The sequence below is a fragment of the Acinetobacter sp. 24-47-64 genome, assembly GCF_057737055.1.
The window spans coordinates 936,619-963,356 of record NZ_CM173215.1; the positions used below are offsets into that span (position 1 = coordinate 936,619).

Sequence of the window (26,738 nt, forward strand, 5' to 3'; positions counted from 1 at the left end):
CAGTATTAACTCTTTTTGATATTTTGTGGCAACAATAAACTATCGAGTTGATCCAATTGAGGATGATTTGGATGATTTTTATGGAGTTGATGTAACACTTGGCTAAATTCTTCCAGTGAACCCAGCATATAAAGCGATTTAGCATATCGAATGCCGATATTTGGACTTTGGCTGAGTTGATATGCTTTCGCAAGTACACGGGTGGAAGTGTCAAAATCGTTTTGAAGAAAGCAGATATAGCCTAAGGTATCTAAGATAGATGCCTGTTCTGGGGCATTGTCTAAAGCTTGTTCGGCATATTGTCTCGCCTCATCTAAACGACGATTTTGCAACGCCAGAGTATATGCATACGCATTCAGATATGTTGGACTATTGGGTTCGATCGTGAGTAATTTTTTAAGCAATTCATCTAATTGATCGCGATCCGTAAATGGATCAAGTAATAAGACTTGAGAATATAAAATTTCAGGGTCATCAGTTAAATTTTTAGCCGCTTCTTTGAGTAAGCCCAAGGCAGCTTTGTTATTGCCCATTTTTTTGAGTATTTCAGCTTGTGCTTGATATAAGAAACTCGCATGTTGGGGGTAATTCACCCGTTCCTGAGTCAGAAAGCGCAGCGCATCACTTAAGCGATTTTGTTTGTCATAGATTGAAATTAGATTTCGTCTAGAAACCATATATAAATTACCATCTACAAGTCGATAATAAGCTTTAGCTGTTTCAAAATGTTGTTTTCGTTCAGCATTTAATGCCAAATAAAAATAAGCATCATTTTGATACTGTCCAGATGCACGTAGTTCGACCAAATACTGTTCAGCAAGCTCATATTCTTTGAGATCAATTGATGTTAGACCAGCGATAAAAAGAGCTTCTTCCGAATCAGGCCATTTTTTTATGATGCGTTTTAATTTGCTTAACGCCTGTTCATTTTTATTCAGTTTAATTAAGTAGCGGATTTCAGCCAGACTGAGCTCTAAATTATTACGATTTTTACGAGCACTTTTTTCAAACCATTTTAGCGTCTCTTCTTCGTCGCCTAAAGCCATGAGTAAGTTTGCTTTCAGTAAGATAAACCCTGTTGATTTGGGGCGTTTTTTTAATGCTTTATTTAAAGTAATTAAGGCATTTTCGATTTCATTATTTTGTGCTTGTAAACTCGCAATCAAAACGAGAATTGAAGGATTGTTACGCGTTTTACTATTACGCAAAGTGTTTAATAAATATGCTCGATCCTCAGGGGATTCCGGAGAAATTCCTTCAAGAATTTGTTCTAAATCTGATTCAGGATCTAAATTTAAAATATCATCGAGCACATCAGCAGCAAGTTCATATTCGTGTGACTTTAATGCGATATGCGCAAGATAGAATTTTGCAGGTACATCTTTGGGTTCTTGCACGACCCAATGGGTTGCAATATCTAAAGCGGCTTGTAAGTCGTTTTGTTCGAGTGCGACGTTAAGTGCACGTTGTTTTAAAGCTGTTGAACTGGTTTGGATTGCAAGTACGGTATAGTTGTGTAAAGCAGTCGGTGTGTCATGTGCAGCTAAAGCAAATTCTGCAACCATAGCCTGTTGTAAAACTTTATGATTTAAATTGGCATGGTAAAATTCTCCAGATGCTCTAATATGAGCACTGTAAGTCATGCTACTCACTAACAAGAGTGTGGTAGAATACTGTCGAATTGTCATGCCGGTTGTGCGGCTCATTGTTTGACGCAATTTTTTTATCCAAGTACTGCTTTTTATGACACCGTTATTGCACAATAGCATAAATTTAGCCAATTGATGATCTGATATGTCTTTCTTTGCATTGGGTGTCAACCATCAAACAGCCTCAGTTGAATTACGAGAGCAAGTTGCTTTTAACCCTGAAAAGTTAAAACTATTGTTGGCTGAACAAAGTCACCATGACCAGCTGAACGATATGGTTGTGGTGTCAACCTGTAATCGTACTGAAGTCTACGCCATCGCTGATAATGCGGAGATGGTATTAGATTGGCTCGCTCAAAAAAATGGCATTGATGTAAAACAATTACAAAATCATATTTACCGTTATGAAAATACAGATGCTGTGACACATTTGATGCGTGTTGCATCAGGATTAGATTCACTCATGCTTGGAGAGCCTCAGATTATGGGGCAAGTGAAGTCTGCACTTAATTTAGCAAAAGAGTCTGAAGTTGTTTCACAAAATTTAAATCGTATTTTTGAATATGCATTTTATGCTGCTAAGAAAGTGCGTTCAGAAACAGCGGTCGGTAGTCATGCTGTATCCATGGGGTATGCGGTAGCACAGTTAGCACTACAAGTTTTTAGTAAGCCTGAACAATTAACCGTTATGGTGGTTGCAGCAGGTGAAATGAATAGCTTGGTTGCAAAGCACTTAGCTGAAATGGGCGTTGCTAAAATTTTAATTTGTAACCGTGGTCAGGAACGGGCGGAACTTTTAGCGCAAGAAATATCACATCGTGTTGCGGTAGAAATTATTCCTTTTGTTGATTTAGCTCAAAATTTACATCGCGCTGATGTGATTTCAAGTTGTACAGGAAGTTTACATCAGGTCATTTCCTATCAAGATGTTAAGTCAGCACTAAAAAAACGTCGTTACCGTCAAATGTTGATGGTGGATTTGGCTGTTCCTCGCGATATTGAATCTAAGGCTGAAAGTTTGGATGGTGTTTACCTTTATGGGGTGGACGATCTTCAAGGTGTTATTGATGAAAACTTAGCGCAGCGACGCCAAGCCGCTGTTGAAGCTGAAGTGATGGTCAATCAACTAGCAACACAATTGGTGACTCAGCAGAAAGTTTCACAAGCTGGAGCGACAATTAGTGAGTATCGTGCTCATGGAGATAAAGTTAAAGCATTTGAATTAGAGCATGCATTAGATCGTTTAGCCTCTGGCGATGATGCAGCCATTGTCATGCAGGAAATGGCGCATCGTTTGACGCAAAAGCTATTACATCCTACATCCATCTTACTCAGAGAAGTCGCTAAAGATGAAAATCCTGATGTCTATGAAACGATTAAAGAACATTTAGAAGATATTTTTAGTGCTCAGCGAAAACTAAAAAAATAAAAGCGGTCACTGACCGCTTTTATTTATTCATGTAGTAAGCGTAGTCCAATTTTTTTGGTTAGCTCATTCAGTTGTTGTCTTAAGTTTTTAGACTCATTTAATGATTTTGCTGCTTTAAATTTGATTCTCAGATATTTTTCTTGGAGTGAAAGTGAGTATTCTGAGGCAAGTTTATCAGCCATTTCAGGGGCTTCAGTGAGTGTTTGAATATTAGTACGTTTTAAAATCTCAGAGAGTTCATGATGAAATGGGCTACATGCACCCAAAATATAATAACTCGCCAACTCTTGGTCATCTGGCAGATCATCAAAAATGACATTAAAAATTTTTAATACTTTTGCAAGCAATTCATCTTCAGGAATCACTGCGCGTAATACTTCAAAATGAATATAAAGAAAAGGATGGTACATTAACATTGCCACTGCGAAATCTTCATCTCGTGTGCGAATATTAAATGATAATGAAGCGTCAAGACTCACTTGAGGCTGCCACTTTTTATTGAATCCTAATTTTTCTTTGAAATATTGACGAATCAAATAGCGATACGAACCTTGCTTAGGCATCAGATTGGTGAGTTGATTTAGCTCAGCCATGACCTGACTTTTACCTTCAGGTGTATTGATTTGATATTGTTGACTGAGAAGTGAAAAAGCAAACTCTGATAAGAGTGGTGATTGTTGCCAAAGTCGATTGAAAGTTTCAACACCGTCCTTACGAACTAATGAGTCAGGATCATGCTCCGTAGGTAGAATAAAAAATTTCAGTTCACGACCATCATTTAAGAGGGGAAGTGCAATTTCTAAAGTGCGTCGAGCAGCTTTTTGACCAGCCGAATCACCATCAAAAGCAATAGTTAACTGATTATTTTGTTTAAATAATAGATTCAAGTGATCAGCATTGCTCGCCGTCCCCAAGGTGGCAACTGCGCCAGGAATGCCAGCTTGCTGTAATGCGATGACATCCATGTAACCTTCAACCATTAACCAATGATTGGCTTTGAGCTTACGACCTTCATATAAGCCATAGAGTAGTTGGTTTTTATGGAAAACTTCAGAGTCTGGCGAGTTGATATATTTGGGTTTGATCTCGTCATTCAATGCTCGTCCACCAAAACCGACAACGCGACCTTTTGCATCACGTATAGGAAAAATGACACGTTCTCGTAGTAGATCAAAATCACGACCAGAATCACTGGTTCTGATCAAACCGAGTAATTTTAATCCTTCAATATCTTGCGGAAATGCTTTTTCAAGATGTTGCCAATCTTCTGGGGCATAACCTAATCGCCAATACTTAATCGTGGTATCACTTAGTCCGCGTCGCTGAAAATACTGTTGCGCAATTTGGCTATTTGGAAGTTGTTTTTCATAAAATAAAGCAACATTTTCAAGAAGATCGTATAAATTACCTTCAGGTGCGACCTCAACTGAATTCAAGTCATCTGTATTAAATTGATACTCATCGAATTCATAGTTTTGAAATGCTTCAAAAGGATCTACATCAAAAGCTGAAGTAGGCGGAGAAATGATTTCTGCTGCATCTGCTTCAATGGGTGCCTGCGGTTGCTTTTCTTGGTTAGGTTTAATAGGTTCTCTCTTGTATGAGAGTTTTTTATTGTCTTGATTGTCTTTAGGTAATTCGATACCGGTTTGGCTTGCCAGGTCTTTAATCACCTCGATGAAATTGCGATTATCAATATCCATCATAAAGCGAATTGCATTTCCATTGGCTTGGCAACCGAAACAGTGGAAATATTGCTTATCACGGTAGACGTGAAAAGAAGGTGTTTTCTCTTGATGAAAAGGACAACAGCCTGAATAGGTACGACCTGACTTTTTTAATTTCACACGTTGGCCAATAAGATCGACGATGTCAGTTCGATCTAAAATTTGATCAATCGTATGTTGTGGAATTGCCATAATTAAAAAGCCAAAAGAATGAGGAATAAAGTGATTGAATTAAGTCTATCCTAAACACTTAAGACGATAAATAAAGCCATGCAATAAAAAAGGTGGGTAATCCCACCTTTTTTGATTCGTAAGAATGGATTATTGACGCTGTGGGTCGTACATACTTTCATTTGCTGGCGCACTTTCCACATTGTGATCTTTATTACCAAGCAAGCCAAAGCTTAAGCGATTCAATAAACCGGGTTGTGTATTGGTGTTGTCAGATTGCTCTGCTGATACTTCTGCCGTTGTTTGGCTGCGTGCTTCACGACCTAAAATACCCAAGGTTGCACGATTTAACCAACTTCCATCTTTACGTGCTGCGCGTAAATCGACCTCACCATTAGACTTCACAAGATGAGGGTAGTTTAGCTTTAGCACTTCAACGTATTGTTGAGATGTTGCCTTGTCACCGAGTTTATCGTATCCGTAAGCAATCGTTGCAAGCGCTTCTGGTACTTGAGGTGTTTGAGGGAAATGTTCCATAACCCATTGTCCACGCTCAACTGCTGCAAGCCAAGCTTTACGCTTTAAGTTAAAGCGAGCCGCATTCATTTCACTTTCAGCAAGTTCTTGACCAATAAATTTCATGCGCTGAGCAGCATCTACAGCATACTGACTACTTGGGAAACGACGAATGAAATCAACAAAATTTTGATATGCAACTTTTAAATAGCTGACATCACGATGAGCCTGTTGGAGTGATGTATAGCGGATGAGACCATCATAGTTTTGCTCCATATTCGCCACACCACGAACATAGTAAGCATAATCAACATTAGGATGTTGAGGATTTAAACGAATAAAACGGTCTGCTAGCGCAATAACAGCTTCATAGTCTTTTTGTTGAAAACGAGCATATAAAAGATCGAGTTGAGCTTGTTGAGTATATTGACCTGTAGGGTAATAAGTTTCAATTGCTTCTAATGATTGTGCTGCATCGCTATATTGACCACGATCTAATGCTTTTTGTGCTTTATCGAAATAAGATTGTTCGGTTGATTTAGGTCCAGTATCCACAACATCCTTCTTGGGATTACTGCTACAGCCCACAAATGTTGCTGCTAAGCCTAGCGATAAAGCAAGCATTGTAACTTTATAACGTGGTAGCGACATAAAAATTCCTCTGTTTATACGGGCAATAGGCTACAATTGCACTATTAAACCACTTTTGTCCGAATGAGCAAATGACTTCAGCACAAACTTCTAATTCTAATTTCCCAGAAATCGACATCAATTTACTTGAAGATTCTGAGGATGCAGATAACCATACTTCAGCCCCAACTGCAACACGTTTATCGTTGCAATTTCAAGTGGATGAGAGTTCTCTTGGTCAGCGAATAGACCAAGTTGCTGCGCTCGCTTGGAACGAATTTTCGCGTGAAAAATTGAAACAATGGTTGAAGGATGGTCATTTGTTGGTAAATGGTCAAGTTGTGAAACCAAAATATAAAAGTGAAGGGAATGAGCTACTCACGCTTGATGTAGAGCTTGAAGCCCAAGTCACCAGTCAACCTGAAAATATCCCTTTAGATATTATTTATGAAGATGATGACATCTTAGTCATTAACAAGCCAGTGGGGATGGTTGTACATCCTGGCGCAGGAAACCCGAATGGTACTTTGGTTAATGCACTGTTGTATCATTTTCCTAAATCAGCAGAATTATCTCGAGCTGGTCTAGTACACCGTATCGATAAAGATACTAGTGGTCTCTTGGTTGTAGCTAAAAATTTAGAAGCTCAATTTTCCTTAAGTAAACAGTTAGCGAAAAAATCAGTTTATCGAATTTATGATTTAATTTGTTATGGCAATATTATTGCAGGCGGTAAAATTGATGAGCCGATTAAACGTCATCCTGTAGATCGTGTAAAAATGGCGATCTTACCAGGTGGTCGTGATGCCGTGACTCACTATAATGTGAAAGAAAGATTCCAAAATTTCACACGTGTTCAAGCACAATTAGAAACTGGACGTACTCATCAGATTCGTGTTCATTTCACTTATATTGGTTTTCCTTTGGTCGGTGATCCAGTTTATGTCAGTCGTGTCAAAGTACCTGCAGGTGCTTCGGAAAAACTTGCTACTCATCTACGAGAGTTTAGACGTCAAGCACTTCATGCATCAAAATTGGGGTTAGTACATCCACGGACAGGTGAAGAAATGATGTTTGAAGCACCATGGCCTGAAGATTTCACAGCATTACTTGAGACTCTTCGTACGGAAAATAAGGCTTACTAAATTAAAGGAAAGTTTACATGCAAATTGTGCAAGGTTTGCCCAAAGGTGTCGTGGTAGGACAAACAGAATTGAGTCACCCTCACGCACTGAAAACACCACAGACTGATTTAGAAGGTTTTAACTTGGCGTTGCATGTAAATGATCAACCAGAACGTGTTCATCGGCATAGAATGAGCTTGTTAAATGACTTTTCAGTCTATGGGGTGAATCGATTAACTTGGATGAACCAAACGCACAGTACAATCTGTCACGTTGTAAATGATGACATGAGCTTACACGCCCTAAATGGCGATGGTTTAGTGACACAGCAAAAACAACATGCATTAATGATGATGACGGCAGATTGTTTACCGGTGGTTCTCGGTAACAAAGATGGTACTGAAGTCGCTAATTTGCATGCAGGTTGGCGAGGATTGGCAAATGGCATTATTGAAAATACAGTCAATGCCATGAGCACTCAACCCTCTTGGGCGTGGTTAGGTGCGGCAATTAGTCAGCCATGCTTTGAAGTGGGTGAAGAAGTAATGCACACATTCTGCGATAGGATTCCAGAATTAAGTTCAGCATTTCAAAAGGGAGATCTAGAGGGTAAGTATTACGCAGATCTGTATGCGATTGCTCGCCATATATTGAAAAGTTTAGGGGTGGAACAGGTTCTTGGAGGTGAGCGGTGCAGTTACACGGAGGATCAAACATATTATTCTCATCGCCGTAATTCCAAAACTGGTCGCATGGCAACATTCGTATTTATGCACAGTAATCAATAAACTCATTTGATTTTTCAAAGTTTCATACCATGACCAAATTTCGTAAAAGCATCGCTATCGTTTATCACAGCCCATTTGGTCACACTCAGAAAGTCGCCGAACATATCGCCATTGGTGCACAAAAACTCAATATTGAGGTATTGCTCATCAATGTTACAGACGTGAACTGGGAGTTGCTTGATCAAGCTGAATCTATTGTATTTGGCTGTCCTACTTATATGGGAAGTCTAACCTCAGCGTTGAAATTATTTATGGAGCAATCTTCAAAGCGTTGGCTAGCGAGAACATAGCAGGGCAAATTGGCAGCTGGTTTCAAAAATGGTGGAGGATTAAGTGGATATAAGTTGGCTGTGCTTCAGCATATCAATCTTTTTGCAATGCAACATGGCATGATTTGGTCTGTACTACCGCTAATGTCTACAGGTAGATCGCATCGAGATCTCAATCGTATGTCTAGTTTTTTGGGGACTCATGACGCAGTCTGATAATGCGCCTGTGGAGGTAACACCTTCGAGTGGGGATATTGAAACGGCCACATGGTTTGGTGAACATTTAGCGAATACCGTATTCAGGTTAAATTGCATGGATTAAAAAATCATTTTCATCTAATTTAATTATTTATTGCTCGCTTGAAATGTAATAATGAAATGAAGTGAAGTTAACTAGGTTGTTGAAATTAAATTTATAATTGTTTATTCAGACAAAGAGCTGATCAATGAATTACAAAATAGTGTTAAATATTTCACATTAAATTTTAAAAATAATTATAATTAATCATCGAATAAAAAACGTGCGCCATTGGACTTGGTTGCCTAAAAATTACAAGGTTTGGAGTCATTCATGACCTACACTTCAAAAAATATTGGGTTCAATTCAGCTGTTTTAATGTTTGTTCTCATGTTATCACCACTGGTGCACGCTCAAACAACCATGGAAAAATTGGACGATCGGGAGTTGTCTGACATTTCTGGTCAAGCTTTATTAAGTATGAGTTATATCGATCCCAATGATGGGGCAAACAATATGCGAGGTAAAGGCGTTGGCTTTTATAAACTCGGAATGGAAGCAGATATAGAGCTCAATGCAAATATTAAGCATTTACAACTTGGCTGTGGTGGTATTAATGGAGCAGGTGGATGTGACATTGATATTGAAAATCTGAGTTTGAGTGGTGTGTCAGACACCAGAGAAGGTCGTGCAGGTTCTTCAGCCAAGTTAACCAATCCATTTTTAGAGTTTGCGGTAAAAAATCCAACATCGGCATCAACGCGAGAAGTCGTTGGATTGCGTCTCAGTGCTGAAAAAGTATTAGGTTTGCTGACGCTTGGTGATGAAAACTCTGACAAACCGAATGGCATTAACTCACTCAGTGGTTATTTAAAAATTAATCCGACCCAAGGTATGGCTTATACCAATGCTCGTAATATGTCCTATAGCGATACTAATTTAACGATCGATGGGAGAGTAAAGCCAAACATTTGTATACCAATCTTGGGATGTTTAGGGATCCCATTAGGATTTAAATCTGATGATTACAACCTCGCGTTACAAGAAACCTCAGCTCCATTAACACTGAATGGTGCTGTGATATCTGGCACTCGAATGAACTCTGCAAGGTTAAGTGGTATCGCGCATATCAATCCACTGTACTTTGATGGTGATTTAAAGGCTTCCTTAAATGTATCTCTTGGGTTATTAAATTTACAAAAAGAAGTGACTGGAAATATTACAGGTTTAAAAGCCAATATTACTGTTGATCAAAACCTAGGCTTTATCCATAAAATCATGCTCAACAACCCATTTTCACTTTCTCTACAAAATAGTGAGGTCTGGTGGCCAAATGCTGATGTTGCCGCAAAGCAAGGTTGGTGGATGGCATTTAATGATTCAATTGATATTGGGGATGTTACACCTGAGAAACGTATTGATATTACTAATGATGTATTAAAACAAGTGGTTGGACCTATTGGTGAATACATTACTCGAAATCCCATCGAATGTACTGTCTTGAATTGTCTTTTTGGGGATAAGTTAGGTGTAGGTAATGTCAATTTACCGAATACAAGTGTGAATTTTCCATTAAAAGACTTGCAACTAAAAAATCAAACCTTTGCTCCAAACTGTTATGGAAATTTAAGATTTTGTTAAATAGGTGATGTACTTGAGTTTTTGAGTTCGCATTTCATCGGATAAATGATTATTTACATCACATATTCATACTGTTGATTGTGATGTAAGTCTCTAAAAATATTCAATTTTATTATTATTTCTCTATTTCAATTCGTTAAGTCAAGTTTTGAGCCTCTTTATTTTTTTCATTAATTTATAGATAGTAATGCTGTTGCTTATGGATTAAGCCTGAATAAAAATAATACGGAGACTCTAATGTTGAAGAGTTTACTTGTTTCTATCAAATTGATTTTATCAACATCTTGCTTAGTGTTGATTCCTTTGTCTGCAACTGCTAATAACATTCAGAATGATTTAAGAATGATGACTGATGAAGAGTTATCTGCGACAAACGGTCAAGCTTTATTAAGTATGAGTTATATTGATCCCAATGACGGGGCAAACAATATGCGAGGTAAAGGCGTTGGCTTTTATAAGCTTGGAATGGAAGCAGATATAGAACTCAATGCAAATATTAAGCATTTACAACTTGGCTGTGGTGGTATTAATGGAGCAGGTGGATGTGATATTGATATCGAAAATCTGAGTTTGAGTGGTATGTCAGACACTAGAGAGGGTCGTGCGGGTTCTTCAGCCAAGCTAACCAATCCATTTTTAGAGTTTGCGGTAAAAAATCCAACATCGGCATCAACTCGAGAAGTTGTGGGTTTGCGTCTCAGTGCTGAAAAAGTATTAGGTTTACTGACGCTTGGTGATGAAAACTCTGATAAACCGAATGGTATTAACTCACTCAGTGGTTATTTAAAAATTAATCCCACTCAGGGTATGGGTTATACTAATGCTCGAAGTATGACCTATGCCGATACTGGTCAAACTATCGATGGAAAAGTGAATGCAAGAATTTGTTTGATTTGTATTATTGCACCTACTTTGACACTCGATTTTAAATCGAATAATTACAATTTAGCATTACAAGAAACGACTGCACCAATTCAAATTAACGGAACTACGGTCTCTGGTACTCGAATGAGTTCTGCACAATTGACAGGTGTTGCCAATATCAATCAATTGAATTTTGGTGGTAATCTCACGGCTAATATCCAAGTGCTAGGGGTGGGATTACTGAATTTGCAAAAAGAGGTCAGTGGTAACATTACAGGTTTAAAAGCCAACATTACGGTAGATCAAAACTTAGGTTTAATTCATAAAATCCCTGTAAACAATCCATTCTCACTCTCTGTTCAAAACAGTGAAATCTGGTGGCCAAATGCTGATGTTGCTGCACAGCAGGGTTGGTGGATGGCATTTAATGATTCGATCAATATTGGGGATGTAACACCTGAGAAGCGTATTGATATTACGAATGATGTGTTAAAACAAGTGGTTGGACCAATCAGTGATTATATCAGTCGAAATCCTCCATCTTGTAATGCACTTGATTGTCTGTTTGGTGACAAACTTGGTGTTGGAAATGTTCATTTGCCGAATACCAATGTAAATTTTCCATTAAAAGATCTACAACTTAAAAATCAAACCTTTGCTCCAAATTGTTATGGAAGTTTAAGGTTCTGTTAATAAAAAAACCGCTCATATGAGCGGTTTTTTTATTTATGAAAAATTCTTGCTTTATCACGCTGCCAATCGCGGTCTTTTTCAGTGGCACGTTTGTCGTGTAATTGTTTACCTTTAACAAGCGCAATTTCGAGTTTGACTAAACGACCTTTCCAATAGCACGCCAAAGGTACACATGTGTAACCTTTTTGATTGATCGCCCCTTGAAGTTTCTCGAGTTCACGACGTGAAAGAAGTAGCTTACGAGTACGTGTTGCTTCGGGAACGATATGAGTTGAAGCAGAAAGAAGAGGTTGGATTTGAGCACCAAATAAATAAGCTTCATTATTTTTGAAAATAATATAGCTTTCCGTAATACTCATGCGTCCAGCGCGAAGAGATTTTACTTCCCAACCTTGTAAAGCTAAACCAGCTTCAAATTTTTCCTCAATAAAATAATCGTGACGTGCACGTTTATTTAGCGCAATAGTGCCACTATTATTTTTTTTAACTAAAATCGATTTCGACATAATACAAATATTCCAAGATTAGGCCTATTTTGCCTCAAACTTGGCTTGAGGTGAAGTCATTTCACCGTCAACAAGTGTGCGTGTGAATTGAGTTTTTGTTAAACTATGCGCCTACATAATAATCTTAGAGTATAAATGGATGTCTAAAACTCGTGTCATCTATCCGGGAACATTCGATCCTATTACCAATGGTCATATTGATCTTGTATCTCGTGCTGCAAAAATGTTTGATGAAGTTGTAGTTGCGATTGCAATTGGTCATCACAAAAATCCAGTGTTTAGTTTAGATGAGCGAGTTGCGCTTGCAAAATCATCATTAAGCCATTTAGATAACGTAGAATTTGTTGGTTTTGATGGTTTGCTGGTGAATTTTTTTCAAGAGCAAAAGGCAACAGCTGTACTCAGAGGTTTAAGAGCAGTGTCTGACTTTGAATATGAGTTTCAACTTGCAAATATGAATCGTCAATTAGATTCAAATTTTGAAGCTGTATTTTTAACGCCGTCAGAGCAATACTCGTTTATTTCATCCACATTAGTTCGTGAAATTGCACGTTTGAAAGGTGATGTGACGAAATTTGTGCCAAAAGCAGTTGTTGAGGCATTTGAACGTAAGCATCAGCAAGGTTGGTAGAGTGTCTTTAATTATTACGGATGAGTGCATCAATTGTGACGTTTGTGAGCCTGTATGCCCAAATGAAGCGATTTATATGGGTGAACTGATCTATGAAATTGATCCGAACCTATGTACTGAATGTGTTGGTCATCATGACCAACCCCAGTGTTCATTATTCTGCCCAGTAGACTGTATTCCTAAAGATCCTAATCATGTGGAATCTGAGGTTGAATTGCTGGAAAAGTATAAAAAACTAATTGCTCAAAAAAGCACGAGCAATTGATCTCAAAGTTTGTTAAGATGCGCCACTTGAAGTGAGCCAGACGATCGCTGCTGTGAAGGTCTTTGTGACTAAAGCAGGGGAGGAAAGTCCGGGCTTCATCGGGCAAGGTGCCAGGTAACGCCTGGGAGGCGTAAGCCTACGGAAAGTGCAGCAGAGAGTAGACCGCCATTTTGCAACTGAACTTCGGTTTAGCCTAGAAAATGGTAAGGGTGAAAGGGTGCGGTAAGAGCGCACCGCATGACTGGTAACAGTTCATGGCATGGTAAACCCCACCTGAAGCAAGACCAAATAGGAATCCTTAAGGTATGGCCCATACTGGATTCGGGTAGGTCGCTTGAGCATATGAGTGATTGTATGCCTAGAGGAATGATCGTTCTAGACAGAACCCGGCTTATCGGCTCACTTCAACAAATTTTGATCAAACAGTGTCGATATTACTTGACGGATACATCAATCAAGTAGATAATGCGCGCACAGTTTACGGCTATGTAGCTCAGTTGGTTAGAGCACCGCACTCATAATGCGGGGGTCACAGGTTCAAGTCCCGTCATAGCCACCATTTTTATAGACCACACTCACTAGTGTGGTCTTTTTTTATGTGTGGAATCTTGAGTTTTCATTGGCACTGAATAAGCTGAGGATCTAGCTTAATTTTTGGAAACTCTTGTTCAAATTGTGCTAATACAGCTGCCTGATTTACATTTGAAAACACAATATTTTGCAAGCTATCAATTTTTTTCTCAGTTAAATAAAGATGTGCACAATGTAGAGCGACCGCATTCTCTTTACTCACGGCAAGTTTATGATCTTCAGGAATAACATCAATATGCACGAGCTTTTGTTGAGCACGGCTTAATTGAACTAGAGTTCGTTTTTGTTGCATGGTTATAAAATTTTGAGCATTGATCCATTGAGCGACATCCATGCGTACACCGTGATAATTCACAAATATGGGATGAATCGTTTGGCATCCGCTCACAAGGCTTAAACAGCATATGAGAATGAAATATTGAGGATTGAGCATGATTTTGATGTCATTGAAACCTTACTATTACAATAAAATCATATAATTATGGATTAATTTTGTTCAAATAAGGTTTATTTGTATAAAGGGTGATCATTAGTGCTTTCGTATGCTTGACGATACTACGATAACTTAAGATAATGCGCACACAGTTTACGGCTATGTAGCTCAGTTGGTTAGAGCACCGCACTCATAATGCGGGGGTCACAGGTTCAAGTCCCGTCATAGCCACCATTTTTATAGACCATGCTCACCGCATGGTCTTTTTTTTATTTCTCAAAATGTTTTGAGATAATATCAAGTGTAGATTGTGCTTGATAAAAAGGCTGAATCAAACTTTGAATTAATTGTTCTAGAACGCCAAAATCATTTAACATGCTGATAAGTTGAGGTGCAAAACGATGGGCTTCGATCATTAAATCTTCTTGAGTTAATCCAACAGCCGTGAGTAAAGCTTGTAAACTGTAATCACCAAAATATTCATAGAACTCATCAACCACTTCTAAAATGATGGACTGAATCTCAGAAGACTGGCGCAAATTTCTCCAGGTTTCATAGACCAGAATAAAAAAATCTTCGACATCAATGGCTTCAATCTGCTCAAGCTGAGCTGAAATTTTTTGAAATTGGAGATCTGACCAAATATGTTGAATGATTTCATAAAGTTCATTTTGAGGCAGTGTGATAATTTCGCCTAATTGAACCAATATTGCATTTGCAAGTTGGGATTCTAGTTTTAACTCTAATGTGTGTTGCTGATCTTGGAGAAAATTAAAAATCTTTGATTTGACCGTATTATTTTGAACTTTATTTTTTCGAAGCCTATCCAGCCAAGGTGTATATTTTTCTAAAATTTGATTTGCTAATTGAAGACTTACTGAATGTGCCTTCTCATTACTTAAAATTTGTTGTTTTAAACCATAACGTACTTGATCTAATTCAAGAATTTTATTTAGCCATAGCCCAAAATCATGGTCAGAAATTAAATCTCCGATTAAAGCATTTGAATCCTTTAAATGAAGGTAAATACGTTGTGCAACTGCGCCAATAAACTCTAGTAAATCAGGTCCAAGATTTAATTCAAAAGCATATTTTGAAACAACAGCATGAAGTTGTTCAAGATTTACAATGTCTTTTAGTTTGATTCGATTGAACTGAGCATAAGCCTGTGAAACAAACGTGTCTAGTACAGCATTAGATTCAGCATTTAATAAATACTGTTGCGTAAACCGAATTTGCTCAAGCATAAGTGCTTGAGCAAATTGATTGAGTTGTGTCGAGTTAGACACCTGCTTTCCATCCATTTACGATTGGATAGCGGCGTTCGCGGCTAAACGCACGAGAGGATATACGTGGACCAATTGCACCCTGACGGCGCTTATATTCGTTGCGATCAACCAATCCAATGACTTTAGTCACGATATCTCGATCAAAACCTTTAGAGATAATATCTTCAAGACTCTGATCTTCTTCAATATATGCATATAAAATTGCATCAAGAACATCGTAAGGTGGTAATGAGTCTTGATCTTTTTGATCAGGTCGTAATTCAGCAGAAGGTGGGCGAGTAATCACACGTTCAGGGATTACAGGCGTATCTTCCAAACTATTACGGTATTTCGCTAACTCAAATACAATCGTTTTATAAACATCTTTAAGTACAGCAAAACCACCGACCATATCACCGTACAGTGTGCAGTAACCAACAGATAATTCAGATTTGTTACCTGTAGATAAAACAAGATTACCAAATTTATTCGACAGACCCATTAATAAGGTGCCGCGTGCTCGAGCTTGTAAATTTTCCTCAGTTGCATCAGCAGGAGAATTGCCGAAGAATGGGTGTAATGTCTGCATAAAGCTGTTGACGATTGGGTGAATTTCCGCAATACCAAAAGTGACTCCCATACGTTTTGCCTGCTCAGTCGCGTCTTCAACACTGATTTGAGAGGTATATGTGTAAGGCATCATAACCGCTTGAACTTTATCTGCTCCAATAGCATCGACAGCGATTGCAAGGGTGAGTGCTGAGTCGATACCACCAGAGAGACCAAGAATGACACCAGGGAAACCTGAGCGTTGTACATAATCTCGTGTTGCCAAAACCAAAGCTTGGTAAATTTCTGCAATCGTATCTAATGCAGGTGCTTTGGTAGCGGCTTTAAAAGATTTAAGCTCTGCTTCATATTCAACATGAAAAAGGTCTTCTTTAAAGCTTGGTGCTTCAAGTACAACTTCACCATTTGCATTCACAACGAAACTTGTTCCGTCGAAAATGAGATCATCTTGCCCGCCTACTTGGTTGACATAAACAAGATTGAGATTCAATTGTTTAGCTAACTCTGTAAGCGTAACAACACGGTGTTGAGGCTTTCCAACTTCGTATGGTGAGGCATTTAGCACAAGAACAGTTTCAACATTTAGTTTGGCAAGTTGTTGAACACTCTCTAGCGTCCAGACATCTTCGCAAATTAATACACCGAATTTATGTCCTAAATATTCAAATACAAGGTGTTGATGACCCTCAGCGAAATATCTCTTTTCATCAAAAACACTATAATTTGGTAAATTTTGCTTGTTATAAATACCTAATACTTGCCCATCTTTCATAACGGCTGCAGAGTTATAGCGTGCACCCGAATCAGCTTGATTAACAAAACCAAATACCATCACAATGTCTTTCACTTCAGCCAGCTTTTCGAAAGCTGATGCTGTACGTTTGCTTAGGCTTGGACGAAGTAGGAGATCCTCTGCAGGATAACCAATGGTCGAAAGTTCAGGAAATACAATGATATTGGCATTTTGCTGTTTGGCTTCATTAGCGAGTTCAATCATTCGTTGAACATTGGCTTCTATATTGCCGACAAATGGAGAGAATTGAGCAAGAGAAACTTTAAAACTATTCATTTAAACCAAGTCCTATCCTATAGGTTTATATACAGCACGTGCTGATTTTATTGGAGTAATTATTCAGCTGTGTGTATGTGATATTACATAACTGCCAAATGGCTCAAATTTACATCATTCAAACATGATAAAAGATCTTATTTTTTGCACAGCAAAAACTACGATTCATATGTATTCTATCTAAAATAAAAGTAGATACTAGCTTTTGCCATTGTTTGTACATAAAAAATTAAATCGTAATGGATTTGCGACACAGTAAATCAGATGTCAAAGCTGATATGGTGTTTCTGATTCACAAATCAATAGCTTGAATAAAAAATATTCTTTTAATTTTACAATTTTTATGGATTCAAAATAATATTCGGAATCTTTTTCAAAAATATATCTCTAGCTATTTCGCCTTGTTGTTCAATGTTGTATTCATTGAAATTTTTTTTAGGGTCAAATTTATAGGCATAAGGATTATACTTTTTGAAGGAAATAAAATACGCACTTTGCAGAAAAGCGCCTTTGAGCAAAACATTTTGTCCTTGTTGGTGTTGTAAAATATGAGTCATCTCGTGAATGAAAATTCCTTGATAGATTTTATTTTCTTTCGAATAGTCAGTTTTGAAATGTTTGTTACGAATATGCAAATAGCCCTTTGGTGCCATAAATACCGCTGAGGGTTGCCACGGTAGAAACGGATGATTCATGATTTTCACACTGTCATAATCTATAAGATCACCAAAGACACTTTGGCTCAACGTGATTTCACCTTGGGTGAGTGATCTACATCTAAAAGCGTCAAATTTTATCCATTTTAAAATAAGTGGCATCCACAACATCATACTTATTTCTTAATCTACTTAAAGTTTATGTGACATTCAAAATATCACTATTTGGAATCATTACTTGTTAAAAATGGTGTTGACCTTTAATGATAATGAAATGGTATTTACTGATTAAAACTTAATAATTTTGTTAGACAATCTTGATGAATGAGCAATTATGCCATCTCTAAAGATTTATTATGCAAATGGCTATTTCGTCTTTTTATCTTAATTTTTTAGAAACGTCGAAGAATTCACATTATTTGAATTTATTCACTGAGATAAAAGAGAAGGTTCGCCATGTTATTAACTCAGCCACTAAAAAAAATTTCTAAATTTCTAAACGGTTCTAAATTTGATCCTGAGAATCAATCAAAAGCTATTCCAATTCGTCATATGAAATTTGATTTTGATCATCAAAAGATTGATCCAAAATTTTATTTGAATGCGGAATTAGCAAGTGCTTACTTTGCTTCACTTTCAATTTTTTTAACCTATGGTGAGGATCTCGTTATTGATACAGCACGTTATCATCGTGACTTTATTCAAGATCCATTACTCAAGCAAAGAGTGACAGCGCTGATTGGGCAAGAAGCTTTACATTCTAAACTTCATGAAGAATTAAATGACGCTTTTTTAAAGGCAGATTTGCCTGTCAAGTTGTTTAGATTTCTGGCGCATCACGTTTTTGAATATGGTTTTAATCGGTTGCCTCAGCCAATGAAATTATCGCTTATGGCTGGGATTGAGCATTTTACCGCAGTGCTTGCTGAATACATGATGAATCATGAGCATATTTTCTTCGAATCTCAAGATGAGAAACAACGCGCAATTTGGATGTGGCATATGCTTGAGGAATCAGAGCATAAAGATATTGCATATGATGTGTTCCAACTTCTTTCGAGTAACTATGCTTTAAGAATAGCAGGCTTTTTCCCAGCGCTTATTACGATTTTAGTGCTGATTTCTGCTGCATCACTAGTTGTGCCATTTTATCGTAAGCCATCAAATCTAATCAGTTTAAGTTACTACAAAGATATGTACCGAAGTGTAGGTTTGATTTTTGGTCTAAAAGATGGTGTTTATGGCAGTTCGATCAAACATATTTTCGAATATCTCAAACCAGACTTCCATCCGAATGATCATGATACATCAGCGTTTTTAGAGTACTACAAAGAACGTTTATTAAATCCAGTGGATGGTATTTTAACACCATACTTTACGAAGGAATTCATGCCTGCTTTAAAGGTATAAGAATAAGGATAGTTCATGCTTTTTTTTAAGAAGAAAATTAAACCGAGCCATCAGGCTTATGCTGTGGTAACGGGTGCTGGAAGTGGTATTGGACGCAGTTTTGCATTGGAAATTGCAAAACGTGGTGGTCAAGTGGTGTGTGCTGATATTAATTTAGCTGCAGCTGAAGAAACTGTTCAGCTGATTTCTCAGACCACAGGCCAAAAAGCATTTGCTGAATCCTGCGATGTGGGAAAAAAGGAAGATGTTGAGCGATTGGCGAATCAAGCAGAAAACCTTTTTAATCATCCTGTGACACTTGTTATTAATAATGCTGGCGTGGGGTTAGGTGGTAAGTTTGATGAGGTGACACTAGAAGATTGGCAATGGTGTATGCATGTCAATTTATGGGGCGTGATTCATGGTTGTCACTTTTTTGTACCGAAGTTTAAACAACAAGGTTATGGGGCAATTATTAATGTTGCTTCAGCAGCAGGTTTTACAGCTGCACCTGAAATGACAGCTTATAACGTGACGAAATCTAGTGTACTTGCATTATCTGAAACGTTATCTGCAGAATTACGTCAAGATAATATCCATGTGAATGTGCTTTGCCCAACTTTAGTACCTACCAATATTATGAAGAATGGGCGATTACCTTCCAATTACTCGGGTTTAGCGGATGATTTATTGCAGAATCATGCATTTGTCACAAGCGATCAAGTTGCACAAAAAACCTTAAACAATTTAGATAAAGGCATTCTTTATACGATTCCACAGCCAGACGCGAAATTATTTTGGTTGATGAAGCGTGCTTCACCGACCTTATATACCAAGATGTTAGGTTTAGGTTATCCATGGTTTAAGCGGTTTGTAAAATAATAGAGAGATAAAAGAATGACACTCGATAACGAATTTGAAAGCAAAGCAGATTTAAAAATTCAAAGTGATGATCAATCTGAAAAAACAGAAGTAAAAGTAAAGAAAAAAAACAATGCAGATAAAGAACTTAAAGTTGAACAACAACAAAAGGTGTATGACACGATTGTTGTTGGTGCAGGTATTTCAGGTATCGCTGCGGCATATAAAATGAATCAGGCAGGCTATCGCGACTACATTGTGCTGGAAAAAGCGAACCGAGTTGGTGGTACATGGCGCGATAATAATTATCCAGGATGTGGATGTGATGTTCCTTCAGCCTTATATTCTTTTTCCTTTTCGCCAAGTCACAAATGGAGTCATTTGTTTGCCAAGCAGCCCGAAATCTTAAGTTATCTTGAGGAAGTGGTTGAGAAGCATCAACTGAATGAAAAAATTCAATTTAATCATGAATTAAAAGCAGCACGTTGGGATAACGAGAAGTCGCAGTGGTCGTTAGAAACTTCTCAAGGAAAGTATCTAGCAAAAACGGTAATCTTTACAACGGGACCCATTACTGAGCCATCATTTCCAAAAATTAAGGGCATAGAAAGTTTCAAGGGGGAAATGTTTCACTCTGCAAGATGGAATCATGAGTACGATCTTAAAGGTAAACGTATTGCTGTTATTGGTACAGGTGCTTCAGCGATTCAATTTATTCCTCAGGTTCAGCCATTAGCGAAAGAACTCTTTGTGTTTCAGCGTACAGCACCTTGGGTTTTGCCAAAAGCTGATATGAATTTGAATGATCAAGCGAAATCACTGATCCAGAAATTTCCCGTTATTCAATCCACTTGGCGGAGCAGTATTGCCCAAATTTTAAATGGCATTAACTTTGGTTTGCGTAATCCAAAAGTGCTGAAACCTGTGAATTTCTTAAGCAAACAATTATTGAAGTTGCAAATTCAAGATGATGAATTAAGAAAAAAAGTCACACCAAATTTTGATATTGGTTGTAAACGTCTTTTATTTGCCAACAATTATTATCCAGCATTGCAACAAGATAATGTGAAACTAATCAATGAGGGGTTGGTTGAGATTGATGGGAATACGGTTGTTGCGGCCAATGGTGAGCGTCATGAAGTAGATGTCATCATTTGGGGTACGGGTTTTGAGGTATCGCATCCGCCAATTGGTAAGCGCATTTATGATATGGATGGGAAGCTCTTAGCGGATCGCTGGAAAAATAGTTCACCAGAAGCTTATTTAGGTGCAAGTATTACCAATGTACCAAATGCATTTTTGGTGTTAGGACCAAATATTCTGGTTTATGACTCATTTATTGGTATTGCTGAAGCTCAATTAGATTATATTCTTGATGGCCTACTAAAGATCAAAAAGCAAAATATTAACAAGCTTGTGATTAAAGACGACGTTGTTAAGCGACATAATCAATTGGTTCAAAAACATCTTAAAACCACTGTATTTAATGCAGGTGGCTGTAAGAGTTACTATTTGGATGAAAATGGTCGTAACTTTGCAGCATGGCCATGGTCTCTTGCAAAATTAAAACAGCAGTTAAGCTCATTAAACTTGGATCATTATTCACAACACTGATCAAAAAGCCTGATTTAATCAGGCTTTTTTTGTTTGTAGATATTCTATATATACGAGGTTTGTATTTCATCAGGGCTGAAAACAATATTTTGTTGTTAATCAGATAATAAAAAACCACCCAAAGGGTGGTTTTTTGACTGTCGACGTAGTTCGAATTAACGAACGATATCGCGTTGAACTTCGCCAGTGTAAAGCTGACGAGGACGTCCGATCTTGTATGGGCCGCTGTGCATTTCTAACCAGTGGCTGATCCAACCAACAGTACGTGCAAGTGCGAAGATTACAGTGAACATTTCTGTTGGGATACCAATCGCTTTAAGGATGATACCTGAATAGAAGTCAACGTTTGGATAAAGGTTACGCTTGATGAAGTATTCATCAGAAAGTGCGATACGCTCCAATTCCATTGCTAAAGCTAACTGTGGATCATTGATACCTAAAGCACCAAGAACTTCATCACAAGTTTCTTTCATTACTTTAGCACGTGGATCGAAGTTTTTATAAACACGGTGACCGAAGCCCATAAGTTTAACTTCTTTAGTCTTCACTTTTTCCATGAAGCCAGCAACGTTTTCTACAGAGCCGATTTCATCAAGCATCTTAAGAACAGCTTCGTTTGCACCACCGTGAGCAGGGCCCCAAAGTGCAGAGATACCAGCAGCGATACATGCATACGGATTAGCACCAGTAGAACCAGCTAAACGTACTGTAGACGTAGAAGCATTTTGTTCATGGTCAGCATGAAGCGTGAAGATACGATCCATTGCTTTTGCAAGAATAGGGTTAACTTTGTAATCACGATCTGCTGGAGTAGCAAACATCATGTACAAGAAGTTTTCTGCATAGCTTAAGTCATTACGTGGGTAAACGAATGGTTGACCAACAGTATACTTGTAGCTCCACGCAGCAAGGGTAGGAATTTTAGCAATCAAACGGATCGCAGTAATTTCACGGTGATCAACATTTTCGATATCAAGGTTGTTGTGATAGAACGCTGATAACGCACCAACAACACCAACCATAATCGCCATAGGGTGTGCATCACGGCGGAAACCGTTATAGAAGCGGCTAACTTGATCGTGAACCATGGTGTGGTTACGAACTTTAGCGTCAAACTCTTCTTTTTGCTCAGCTGTAGGAAGCTCACCATTTAATAATAAGTAGCAAGTTTCTAAATAATCAGCTTTAGTAGCTAGTTGGTCGATTGGATAACCACGGTGTAATAGAACACCTTTATTACCATCGATAAATGTGATTTTAGACTCGCAAGACGCTGTAGCCATAAAACCAGGATCAAAAGTGAAGTGACCTGCGGCCAATACATCTTTAACGTCGATTACATCTGGGCCCAATGTGCCGCTGTAAATTGGTAATTCAATTTCTTTGCCATCAAGCTGTAATACGGCTTTTTTGCCAGTTGCTTCAGACATTCAATAGATCTCCTGTCCTGGTGAATGTTTTATCTAACCCGAAATAATCTGTTGTAATCCGTGAGTTAGACGGTTTCAAAATTTGCTCTAAGCTTAGTGAGTAGTCAAAAATTGTCAATTATACTTATGGATAAAAATGACGACCTAAAGTGACTGGTTCTAAACTCAGTTAATCAGTAGGAATTTATCTGCTTTTCACTAGCGCCGCCGTATAATAAGACAATTTCAACGGTAGTGGCATAAAAAAAAAGACAAAAACGTGCATATTTTGATGATTTAAACCAAGTAATGCTTGATTATTAATACCTTTTATCAATATGTTAAAGGTTGTGAAAAGCGATTGTTTATAGAATTTGTCTGTTTTTTTAAGATGATAGACTGAATAAATAGACCAATAATGACAATGAAATATTTTTTTTCACTTTATTTACTAATTGATTAAAAAGTGTCTAATTTATGATGTTTCATTACATTTTAAGTGATGAGCTCAACATTAGAAAATGAAGTTCATTTTGTAATTAATTTATAAGTACATATGATTTTTATCCTTTTTTACATTTGAAATTACTCAATTCAATTAGATAAAAAAACAATGACCATGTGAGCAATATTCATTTTTCTAATTAGTTTTAAAAGTACAAATTATTTGAGAATTAATTTTCTTTAAGTTTTTGAAAAATAAAATAAATATTATATTTCTTAAAAAAATATATTTTTGTAGTGAGTTGTGCTTTAGTCTAATTAAGACAAATCGAACATTTGAGTTCAGTAACACTAAATTAAAATAAATTGATATAAATATTAATGGCTTAGTGTTTGTATTTAAATGGAGAGATGACTTAACTGTAAGAAAGTAGATGTAAATGATTCTTATTTAAAAATATTTTATGGTTGACGCCTGCTTCGTAGGTTTGTAATTTGAAATTGCACGTTTTATAATTCCGTGTCGTATAAAGGTTTAGACAATTTATTTGTCTAACAAATGCCAGCTTTCCTTCGAATTAATTCCAACAAACTCCGGATGGAGTTTTTAACTACAGGATGCCCGCTGTGAAAAGCAACAGACCTGTCAATTTGTCCATGGGTCAAGTTTTAGACGTAAACTTAAAATCCCCTGTGGCTATTGCATCTATTTTACACCGTCTTTCAGGTGTCATCGTATTTTTACTCGTACCAGTTCTTTTATGGATCTTAGACAAATCATTGTCTTCTCCTGAGGGCTTTGCACAAGTTCAAGCTATTTTTGATAGCTTTATCGTGCGCTTCATCGTATGGGTATTTGTCGCTGGCTTAATCTACCACTTCATCGCAGGTATCAAGCATTTGCTTGCTGATATGGGTATCGCTGAAGAGTTACAAAGTGGTCGTGTAGCAGCAACAATCGCATTAATTTTATCTGCAATTGGTATCGTTGCATCATTTGTATGGATCGTACTCTAATGAAAAGTGCTACTGGTTTAACGGGTTCAGGTTCTCGCGATTGGTTTATCCAGCGTGTAAGTGCTGTAGTTTTAGCTGTTTATACTGTTGTGGTGTTTGGTTGGATCCTTTGTAATGGTGGTTTCAACTTCGAACAGTGGTACGGCTTTATGATGACATTACCGATGAAGATTTTATCTTTATTGGCAGTCTTATCTCTTGTTGCGCACGCATGGATTGGTATGTGGCAAGTATTCACTGACTATGTGACGACTCGTCAAATGGGTCCATCAGCATCAGGTTTACGCCTTGTACTGACTTCAGCAGTTATTATTGCTGTATTTGCATATGCGATCTGGGCAATCCAGATTTTTTGGGCGAATTGATAGGAAACAATCATGGGCGCTATAAACCCTAAAGAAGATTATACAAATATTCCACACGAAACTTTCGATGCTGTCATCGTTGGTGGTGGTGGTTCTGGTATGCGTGCTTCTTACCAACTTGCTCAAGCTGGTTTGAAAGTTGCGGTATTGACTAAAGTATTCCCAACGCGTTCTCACACTGTAGCTGCACAGGGTGGTATTGGTGCTTCTCTTGGTAACATGCAAGAAGATAACTGGCACTACCATTTCTATGACACAGTAAAAGGTTCTGACTGGTTAGGTGACCAAGACGCAATTGAGTTTATGACTCGTGAAGCGCCACAAGTTGTATATGAACTTGAACATCTAGGTATGCCATTTGATCGTAACGCTGACGGCACAATTTACCAACGTCCATTCGGTGGTCACTCTGCGAACTATGGTGAAAAAGCTGTTCCTCGTGCTTGTGCTGCTGCCGACCGTACAGGTCACGCACTTCTTCACACGCTTTATCAAAGCAATGTGAAAATGGGTACACAATTCTTCGTAGAATGGATCGCGCTTGATTTGATCCGTAATGAAGCAGGTGATGTACTTGGTGTTACAGCAATTGACCAAGAAACAGGTAAAATTGCAGTATTCCAAGCGAAAGCAACATTGTTCGCAACGGGTGGTGCTGGTCGTGTTTACCGCGCATCTACAAACGCATATATCAACACTGGTGACGGTCTTGGTATGGCTGCTCGTGCAGGTATTCCATTACAAGATATGGAATTCTGGCAATTCCACCCAACGGGTGTTGCAGGCGCAGGCGTATTGTTAACTGAAGGTTGTCGTGGTGAAGGTGCAATCCTTCGTAACAAAGACGGCGAACCGTTCATGGAGCGTTATGCTCCAACTTTGAAAGACTTAGCACCACGTGACTTCGTATCACGCTCTATGGACCAAGAGATCAAAGAAGGCCGTGGTTGTGGTCCTAAAGGTGATTATATCCTTCTTGATATGACGCACTTGGGTGCTGATACGATCATGAAACGTCTTCCATCTGTATTTGAGATTGGTAAGAAGTTCGCGAACGTTGACATCACAAAAGAGCCAATTCCTGTTGTGCCAACAATCCATTACCAAATGGGTGGTATTCCAACTAACATTCATGGTCAAGTTGTTGTTCCTGAATCGCGTGAAACTACTCCGCTAGAAGCACATTACGACAAAGACAGCGATACTTATTCTACCAATGCTGCGGATCGCAATTTCACTAAACCAGTGAAAGGTTTCTATGCGATTGGCGAATGTTCATGTGTGTCTGTACACGGTGCTAACCGTTTAGGTACAAACTCATTGCTTGACTTAGTTGTATTTGGTAAAGCTGCTGGCGAACATATCATTGACTATGTGACTAAGCATCACGGTGATGAATATGCGCCGCTTCCAACAACTGTGCTTCAGCAAACTGTCGAGCGTATCCGTCGCTTAGATGAGTCAACTTCTGGTGAGAATGCGCAAGAAGTTGCTGATGCAATTCGCGATATCGTTCAAGATCATGCAGGTGTATTCCGTACAACTGAACTTCTTGAAAAAGGTGTGAAAGAGATTCTTGCACTTGAGCCTCGTATCCGTAATATCCACTTAAAAGACAAATCAAAAGTATTTAATACTGCGCGTATTGAAGCACTTGAAGTGGAAAACTTATACGAAGTTGCAAAAGCAACCTTAATCTCTGCAGCTGCACGTAAAGAATGTCGTGGTGCGCATACTGTTGTAGATTTTGAAGAATCTCCAGATCATCCAGCATATCCTTACGGCCGTCGTGATGATGAGTGGATGAAGCATACTTTATGGTTCTCTGCTGATAACCGTCTTGAGTACAAGCCAGTACGTTACAAGCCTTTATCAGTTGATGCTATTCCACCTAAACCACGTACATTCTAA

General features: G+C 38.1%; 22 protein-coding genes, 2 tRNA genes, 1 other RNA gene and 1 pseudogene. 17 read left to right on the forward strand and 9 right to left on the reverse strand.

Annotated features, from left to right (window positions below):
* Positions 1–5 precede the first annotated feature (5 nt).
* Positions 6–1,718: a tetratricopeptide repeat protein gene (locus AC1M85_RS04500; protein ID WP_481595844.1), complete on the reverse strand. Its 1,713-nt coding sequence runs from the start codon at positions 1,716–1,718 to the stop codon at positions 6–8.
* A 76-nt stretch (positions 1,719–1,794) separates the two neighbouring features.
* On the opposite strand from AC1M85_RS04500, the gene hemA reads away from it, so the two are divergent.
* Positions 1,795–3,078, forward strand: coding sequence for a glutamyl-tRNA reductase (hemA, locus tag AC1M85_RS04505; protein WP_481597262.1), 1,284 nt, complete (start codon positions 1,795–1,797; stop codon positions 3,076–3,078).
* A gap of 23 nt (positions 3,079–3,101) precedes the next feature.
* Here the strand turns inward: hemA and AC1M85_RS04510 are convergent, their stop codons facing one another.
* Entirely contained in the window at positions 3,102–4,997 is a 1,896-nt protein-coding gene (locus AC1M85_RS04510) for a DNA primase (protein WP_488213628.1), read from the reverse strand.
* A 129-nt stretch (positions 4,998–5,126) separates the two neighbouring features.
* On the reverse strand, positions 5,127–6,143 hold the full coding sequence (locus tag AC1M85_RS04515; protein WP_035269296.1) for an outer membrane protein assembly factor BamD: 1,017 nt from the start codon (positions 6,141–6,143) through the stop codon (positions 5,127–5,129).
* 71 nt (positions 6,144–6,214) lie between these two features.
* Between AC1M85_RS04515 and rluD the strand changes: the two genes are divergently transcribed.
* The 5 genes and pseudogenes from rluD (at position 6,215) to AC1M85_RS04540 (ending at position 11,739) form a co-directional block, all read left to right on the forward strand.
* On the forward strand, positions 6,215–7,267 hold the full coding sequence (gene rluD, locus AC1M85_RS04520; RefSeq protein ID WP_035269298.1) for a 23S rRNA pseudouridine(1911/1915/1917) synthase RluD: 1,053 nt from the start codon (positions 6,215–6,217) through the stop codon (positions 7,265–7,267).
* Positions 7,268–7,284: 17 nt separating this feature from the next.
* The gene (pgeF, locus tag AC1M85_RS04525) at positions 7,285–8,034 is read left to right on the forward strand and encodes a peptidoglycan editing factor PgeF (protein WP_035269301.1); all 750 of its coding nucleotides are present in this window, start codon (positions 7,285–7,287) and stop codon (positions 8,032–8,034) included.
* A gap of 29 nt (positions 8,035–8,063) precedes the next feature.
* Positions 8,064–8,625, forward strand: a pseudogene (locus tag AC1M85_RS04530) (flavodoxin family protein).
* 294 nt (positions 8,626–8,919) lie between these two features.
* On the forward strand, positions 8,920–10,182 hold the full coding sequence (locus AC1M85_RS04535; RefSeq protein WP_228133287.1) for a hypothetical protein: 1,263 nt from the start codon (positions 8,920–8,922) through the stop codon (positions 10,180–10,182).
* Positions 10,183–10,443: 261 nt separating this feature from the next.
* Positions 10,444–11,739, forward strand: a complete 1,296-nt coding sequence (locus AC1M85_RS04540; RefSeq protein ID WP_488213851.1) for a hypothetical protein — start codon at positions 10,444–10,446, stop codon at positions 11,737–11,739.
* A gap of 29 nt (positions 11,740–11,768) precedes the next feature.
* Here AC1M85_RS04540 and smpB read toward each other — a convergent pair whose 3' ends face one another.
* Positions 11,769–12,245 carry an SsrA-binding protein SmpB gene (smpB, locus tag AC1M85_RS04545; protein WP_488213629.1) on the reverse strand — a complete coding sequence of 159 codons (477 nt, stop codon included), beginning with the start codon at positions 12,243–12,245 and terminating at the stop codon, positions 11,769–11,771.
* A 139-nt stretch (positions 12,246–12,384) separates the two neighbouring features.
* Between smpB and coaD the strand changes: the two genes are divergently transcribed.
* The 4 genes from coaD to AC1M85_RS04565 all read left to right on the forward strand — a co-directional run bounded on the left by coaD (position 12,385) and on the right by AC1M85_RS04565 (position 13,700).
* Positions 12,385–12,876 carry a pantetheine-phosphate adenylyltransferase gene (gene coaD, locus AC1M85_RS04550; protein WP_035269911.1) on the forward strand — a complete coding sequence of 164 codons (492 nt, stop codon included), beginning with the start codon at positions 12,385–12,387 and terminating at the stop codon, positions 12,874–12,876.
* Position 12,877: 1 nt separating this feature from the next.
* On the forward strand, positions 12,878–13,141 hold the full coding sequence (locus tag AC1M85_RS04555) for a YfhL family 4Fe-4S dicluster ferredoxin (protein WP_092766836.1): 264 nt from the start codon (positions 12,878–12,880) through the stop codon (positions 13,139–13,141).
* A gap of 28 nt (positions 13,142–13,169) precedes the next feature.
* An RNA gene (gene rnpB, locus AC1M85_RS04560) (RNase P RNA component class A) lies at positions 13,170–13,551 on the forward strand.
* 72 nt (positions 13,552–13,623) lie between these two features.
* Positions 13,624–13,700, forward strand: a tRNA-Met gene (locus AC1M85_RS04565).
* A gap of 57 nt (positions 13,701–13,757) precedes the next feature.
* Here AC1M85_RS04565 and AC1M85_RS04570 read toward each other — a convergent pair.
* Positions 13,758–14,165 (reverse strand): hypothetical protein, encoded by a 408-nt coding sequence (locus AC1M85_RS04570; protein ID WP_481590214.1) that lies wholly within the window; start codon positions 14,163–14,165, stop codon positions 13,758–13,760.
* A gap of 157 nt (positions 14,166–14,322) precedes the next feature.
* On the opposite strand from AC1M85_RS04570, the gene AC1M85_RS04575 reads away from it, so the two are divergent.
* A tRNA-Met gene (locus AC1M85_RS04575) sits at positions 14,323–14,399 on the forward strand.
* Positions 14,400–14,434: 35 nt separating this feature from the next.
* Here AC1M85_RS04575 and AC1M85_RS04580 read toward each other — a convergent pair.
* The 3 genes from AC1M85_RS04580 to AC1M85_RS04590 form a co-directional block, all read right to left on the reverse strand.
* Complete coding sequence (locus AC1M85_RS04580) at positions 14,435–15,454, reverse strand: hypothetical protein (protein WP_481590215.1); 1,020 nt, start codon at positions 15,452–15,454, stop codon at positions 14,435–14,437.
* Complete coding sequence (locus tag AC1M85_RS04585; RefSeq protein ID WP_481591789.1) at positions 15,447–17,072, reverse strand: NAD+ synthase; 1,626 nt, start codon at positions 17,070–17,072, stop codon at positions 15,447–15,449. The genes AC1M85_RS04580 and AC1M85_RS04585 overlap by 8 nt, the downstream gene beginning before the upstream one ends.
* A gap of 341 nt (positions 17,073–17,413) precedes the next feature.
* Complete coding sequence (locus AC1M85_RS04590) at positions 17,414–17,902, reverse strand: hypothetical protein (protein WP_488213630.1); 489 nt, start codon at positions 17,900–17,902, stop codon at positions 17,414–17,416.
* 282 nt (positions 17,903–18,184) lie between these two features.
* Here AC1M85_RS04590 and AC1M85_RS04595 point away from each other — a divergent pair, with 282 nt between their 5' ends.
* Genes AC1M85_RS04595 through AC1M85_RS04605 form a run of 3 tightly spaced genes read left to right on the forward strand, consistent with a single transcriptional unit; the run spans position 18,185 to position 21,592 of the window.
* The gene (locus AC1M85_RS04595; protein WP_481590217.1) at positions 18,185–19,138 is read left to right on the forward strand and encodes a metal-dependent hydrolase; all 954 of its coding nucleotides are present in this window, start codon (positions 18,185–18,187) and stop codon (positions 19,136–19,138) included.
* Between the two features lie 15 nt (positions 19,139–19,153).
* On the forward strand, positions 19,154–19,999 hold the full coding sequence (locus AC1M85_RS04600) for an SDR family NAD(P)-dependent oxidoreductase (RefSeq protein WP_488213631.1): 846 nt from the start codon (positions 19,154–19,156) through the stop codon (positions 19,997–19,999).
* Positions 20,000–20,014: 15 nt separating this feature from the next.
* Positions 20,015–21,592, forward strand: coding sequence for a flavin-containing monooxygenase (locus AC1M85_RS04605; RefSeq protein ID WP_488213632.1), 1,578 nt, complete (start codon positions 20,015–20,017; stop codon positions 21,590–21,592).
* A 155-nt stretch (positions 21,593–21,747) separates the two neighbouring features.
* Here the strand turns inward: AC1M85_RS04605 and gltA are convergent, their stop codons facing one another.
* Positions 21,748–23,022 (reverse strand): citrate synthase, encoded by a 1,275-nt coding sequence (gene gltA, locus AC1M85_RS04610; protein WP_035269948.1) that lies wholly within the window; start codon positions 23,020–23,022, stop codon positions 21,748–21,750.
* 1,041 nt (positions 23,023–24,063) lie between these two features.
* On the opposite strand from gltA, the gene sdhC reads away from it, so the two are divergent.
* From sdhC to sdhA, 3 genes are read left to right on the forward strand one after another with little or no spacing between them, the layout of a single operon-like run.
* Complete coding sequence (gene sdhC / locus AC1M85_RS04615; protein WP_179997761.1) at positions 24,064–24,462, forward strand: succinate dehydrogenase, cytochrome b556 subunit; 399 nt, start codon at positions 24,064–24,066, stop codon at positions 24,460–24,462.
* A complete protein-coding gene (gene sdhD / locus AC1M85_RS04620; RefSeq protein WP_035268511.1) occupies positions 24,462–24,827 on the forward strand; it encodes a succinate dehydrogenase, hydrophobic membrane anchor protein in 366 nt (121 codons plus the stop codon). The genes sdhC and sdhD overlap by 1 nt, the downstream gene beginning before the upstream one ends.
* A gap of 12 nt (positions 24,828–24,839) precedes the next feature.
* Positions 24,840–26,738, forward strand: a complete 1,899-nt coding sequence (sdhA, locus tag AC1M85_RS04625; RefSeq protein ID WP_035268510.1) for a succinate dehydrogenase flavoprotein subunit — start codon at positions 24,840–24,842, stop codon at positions 26,736–26,738.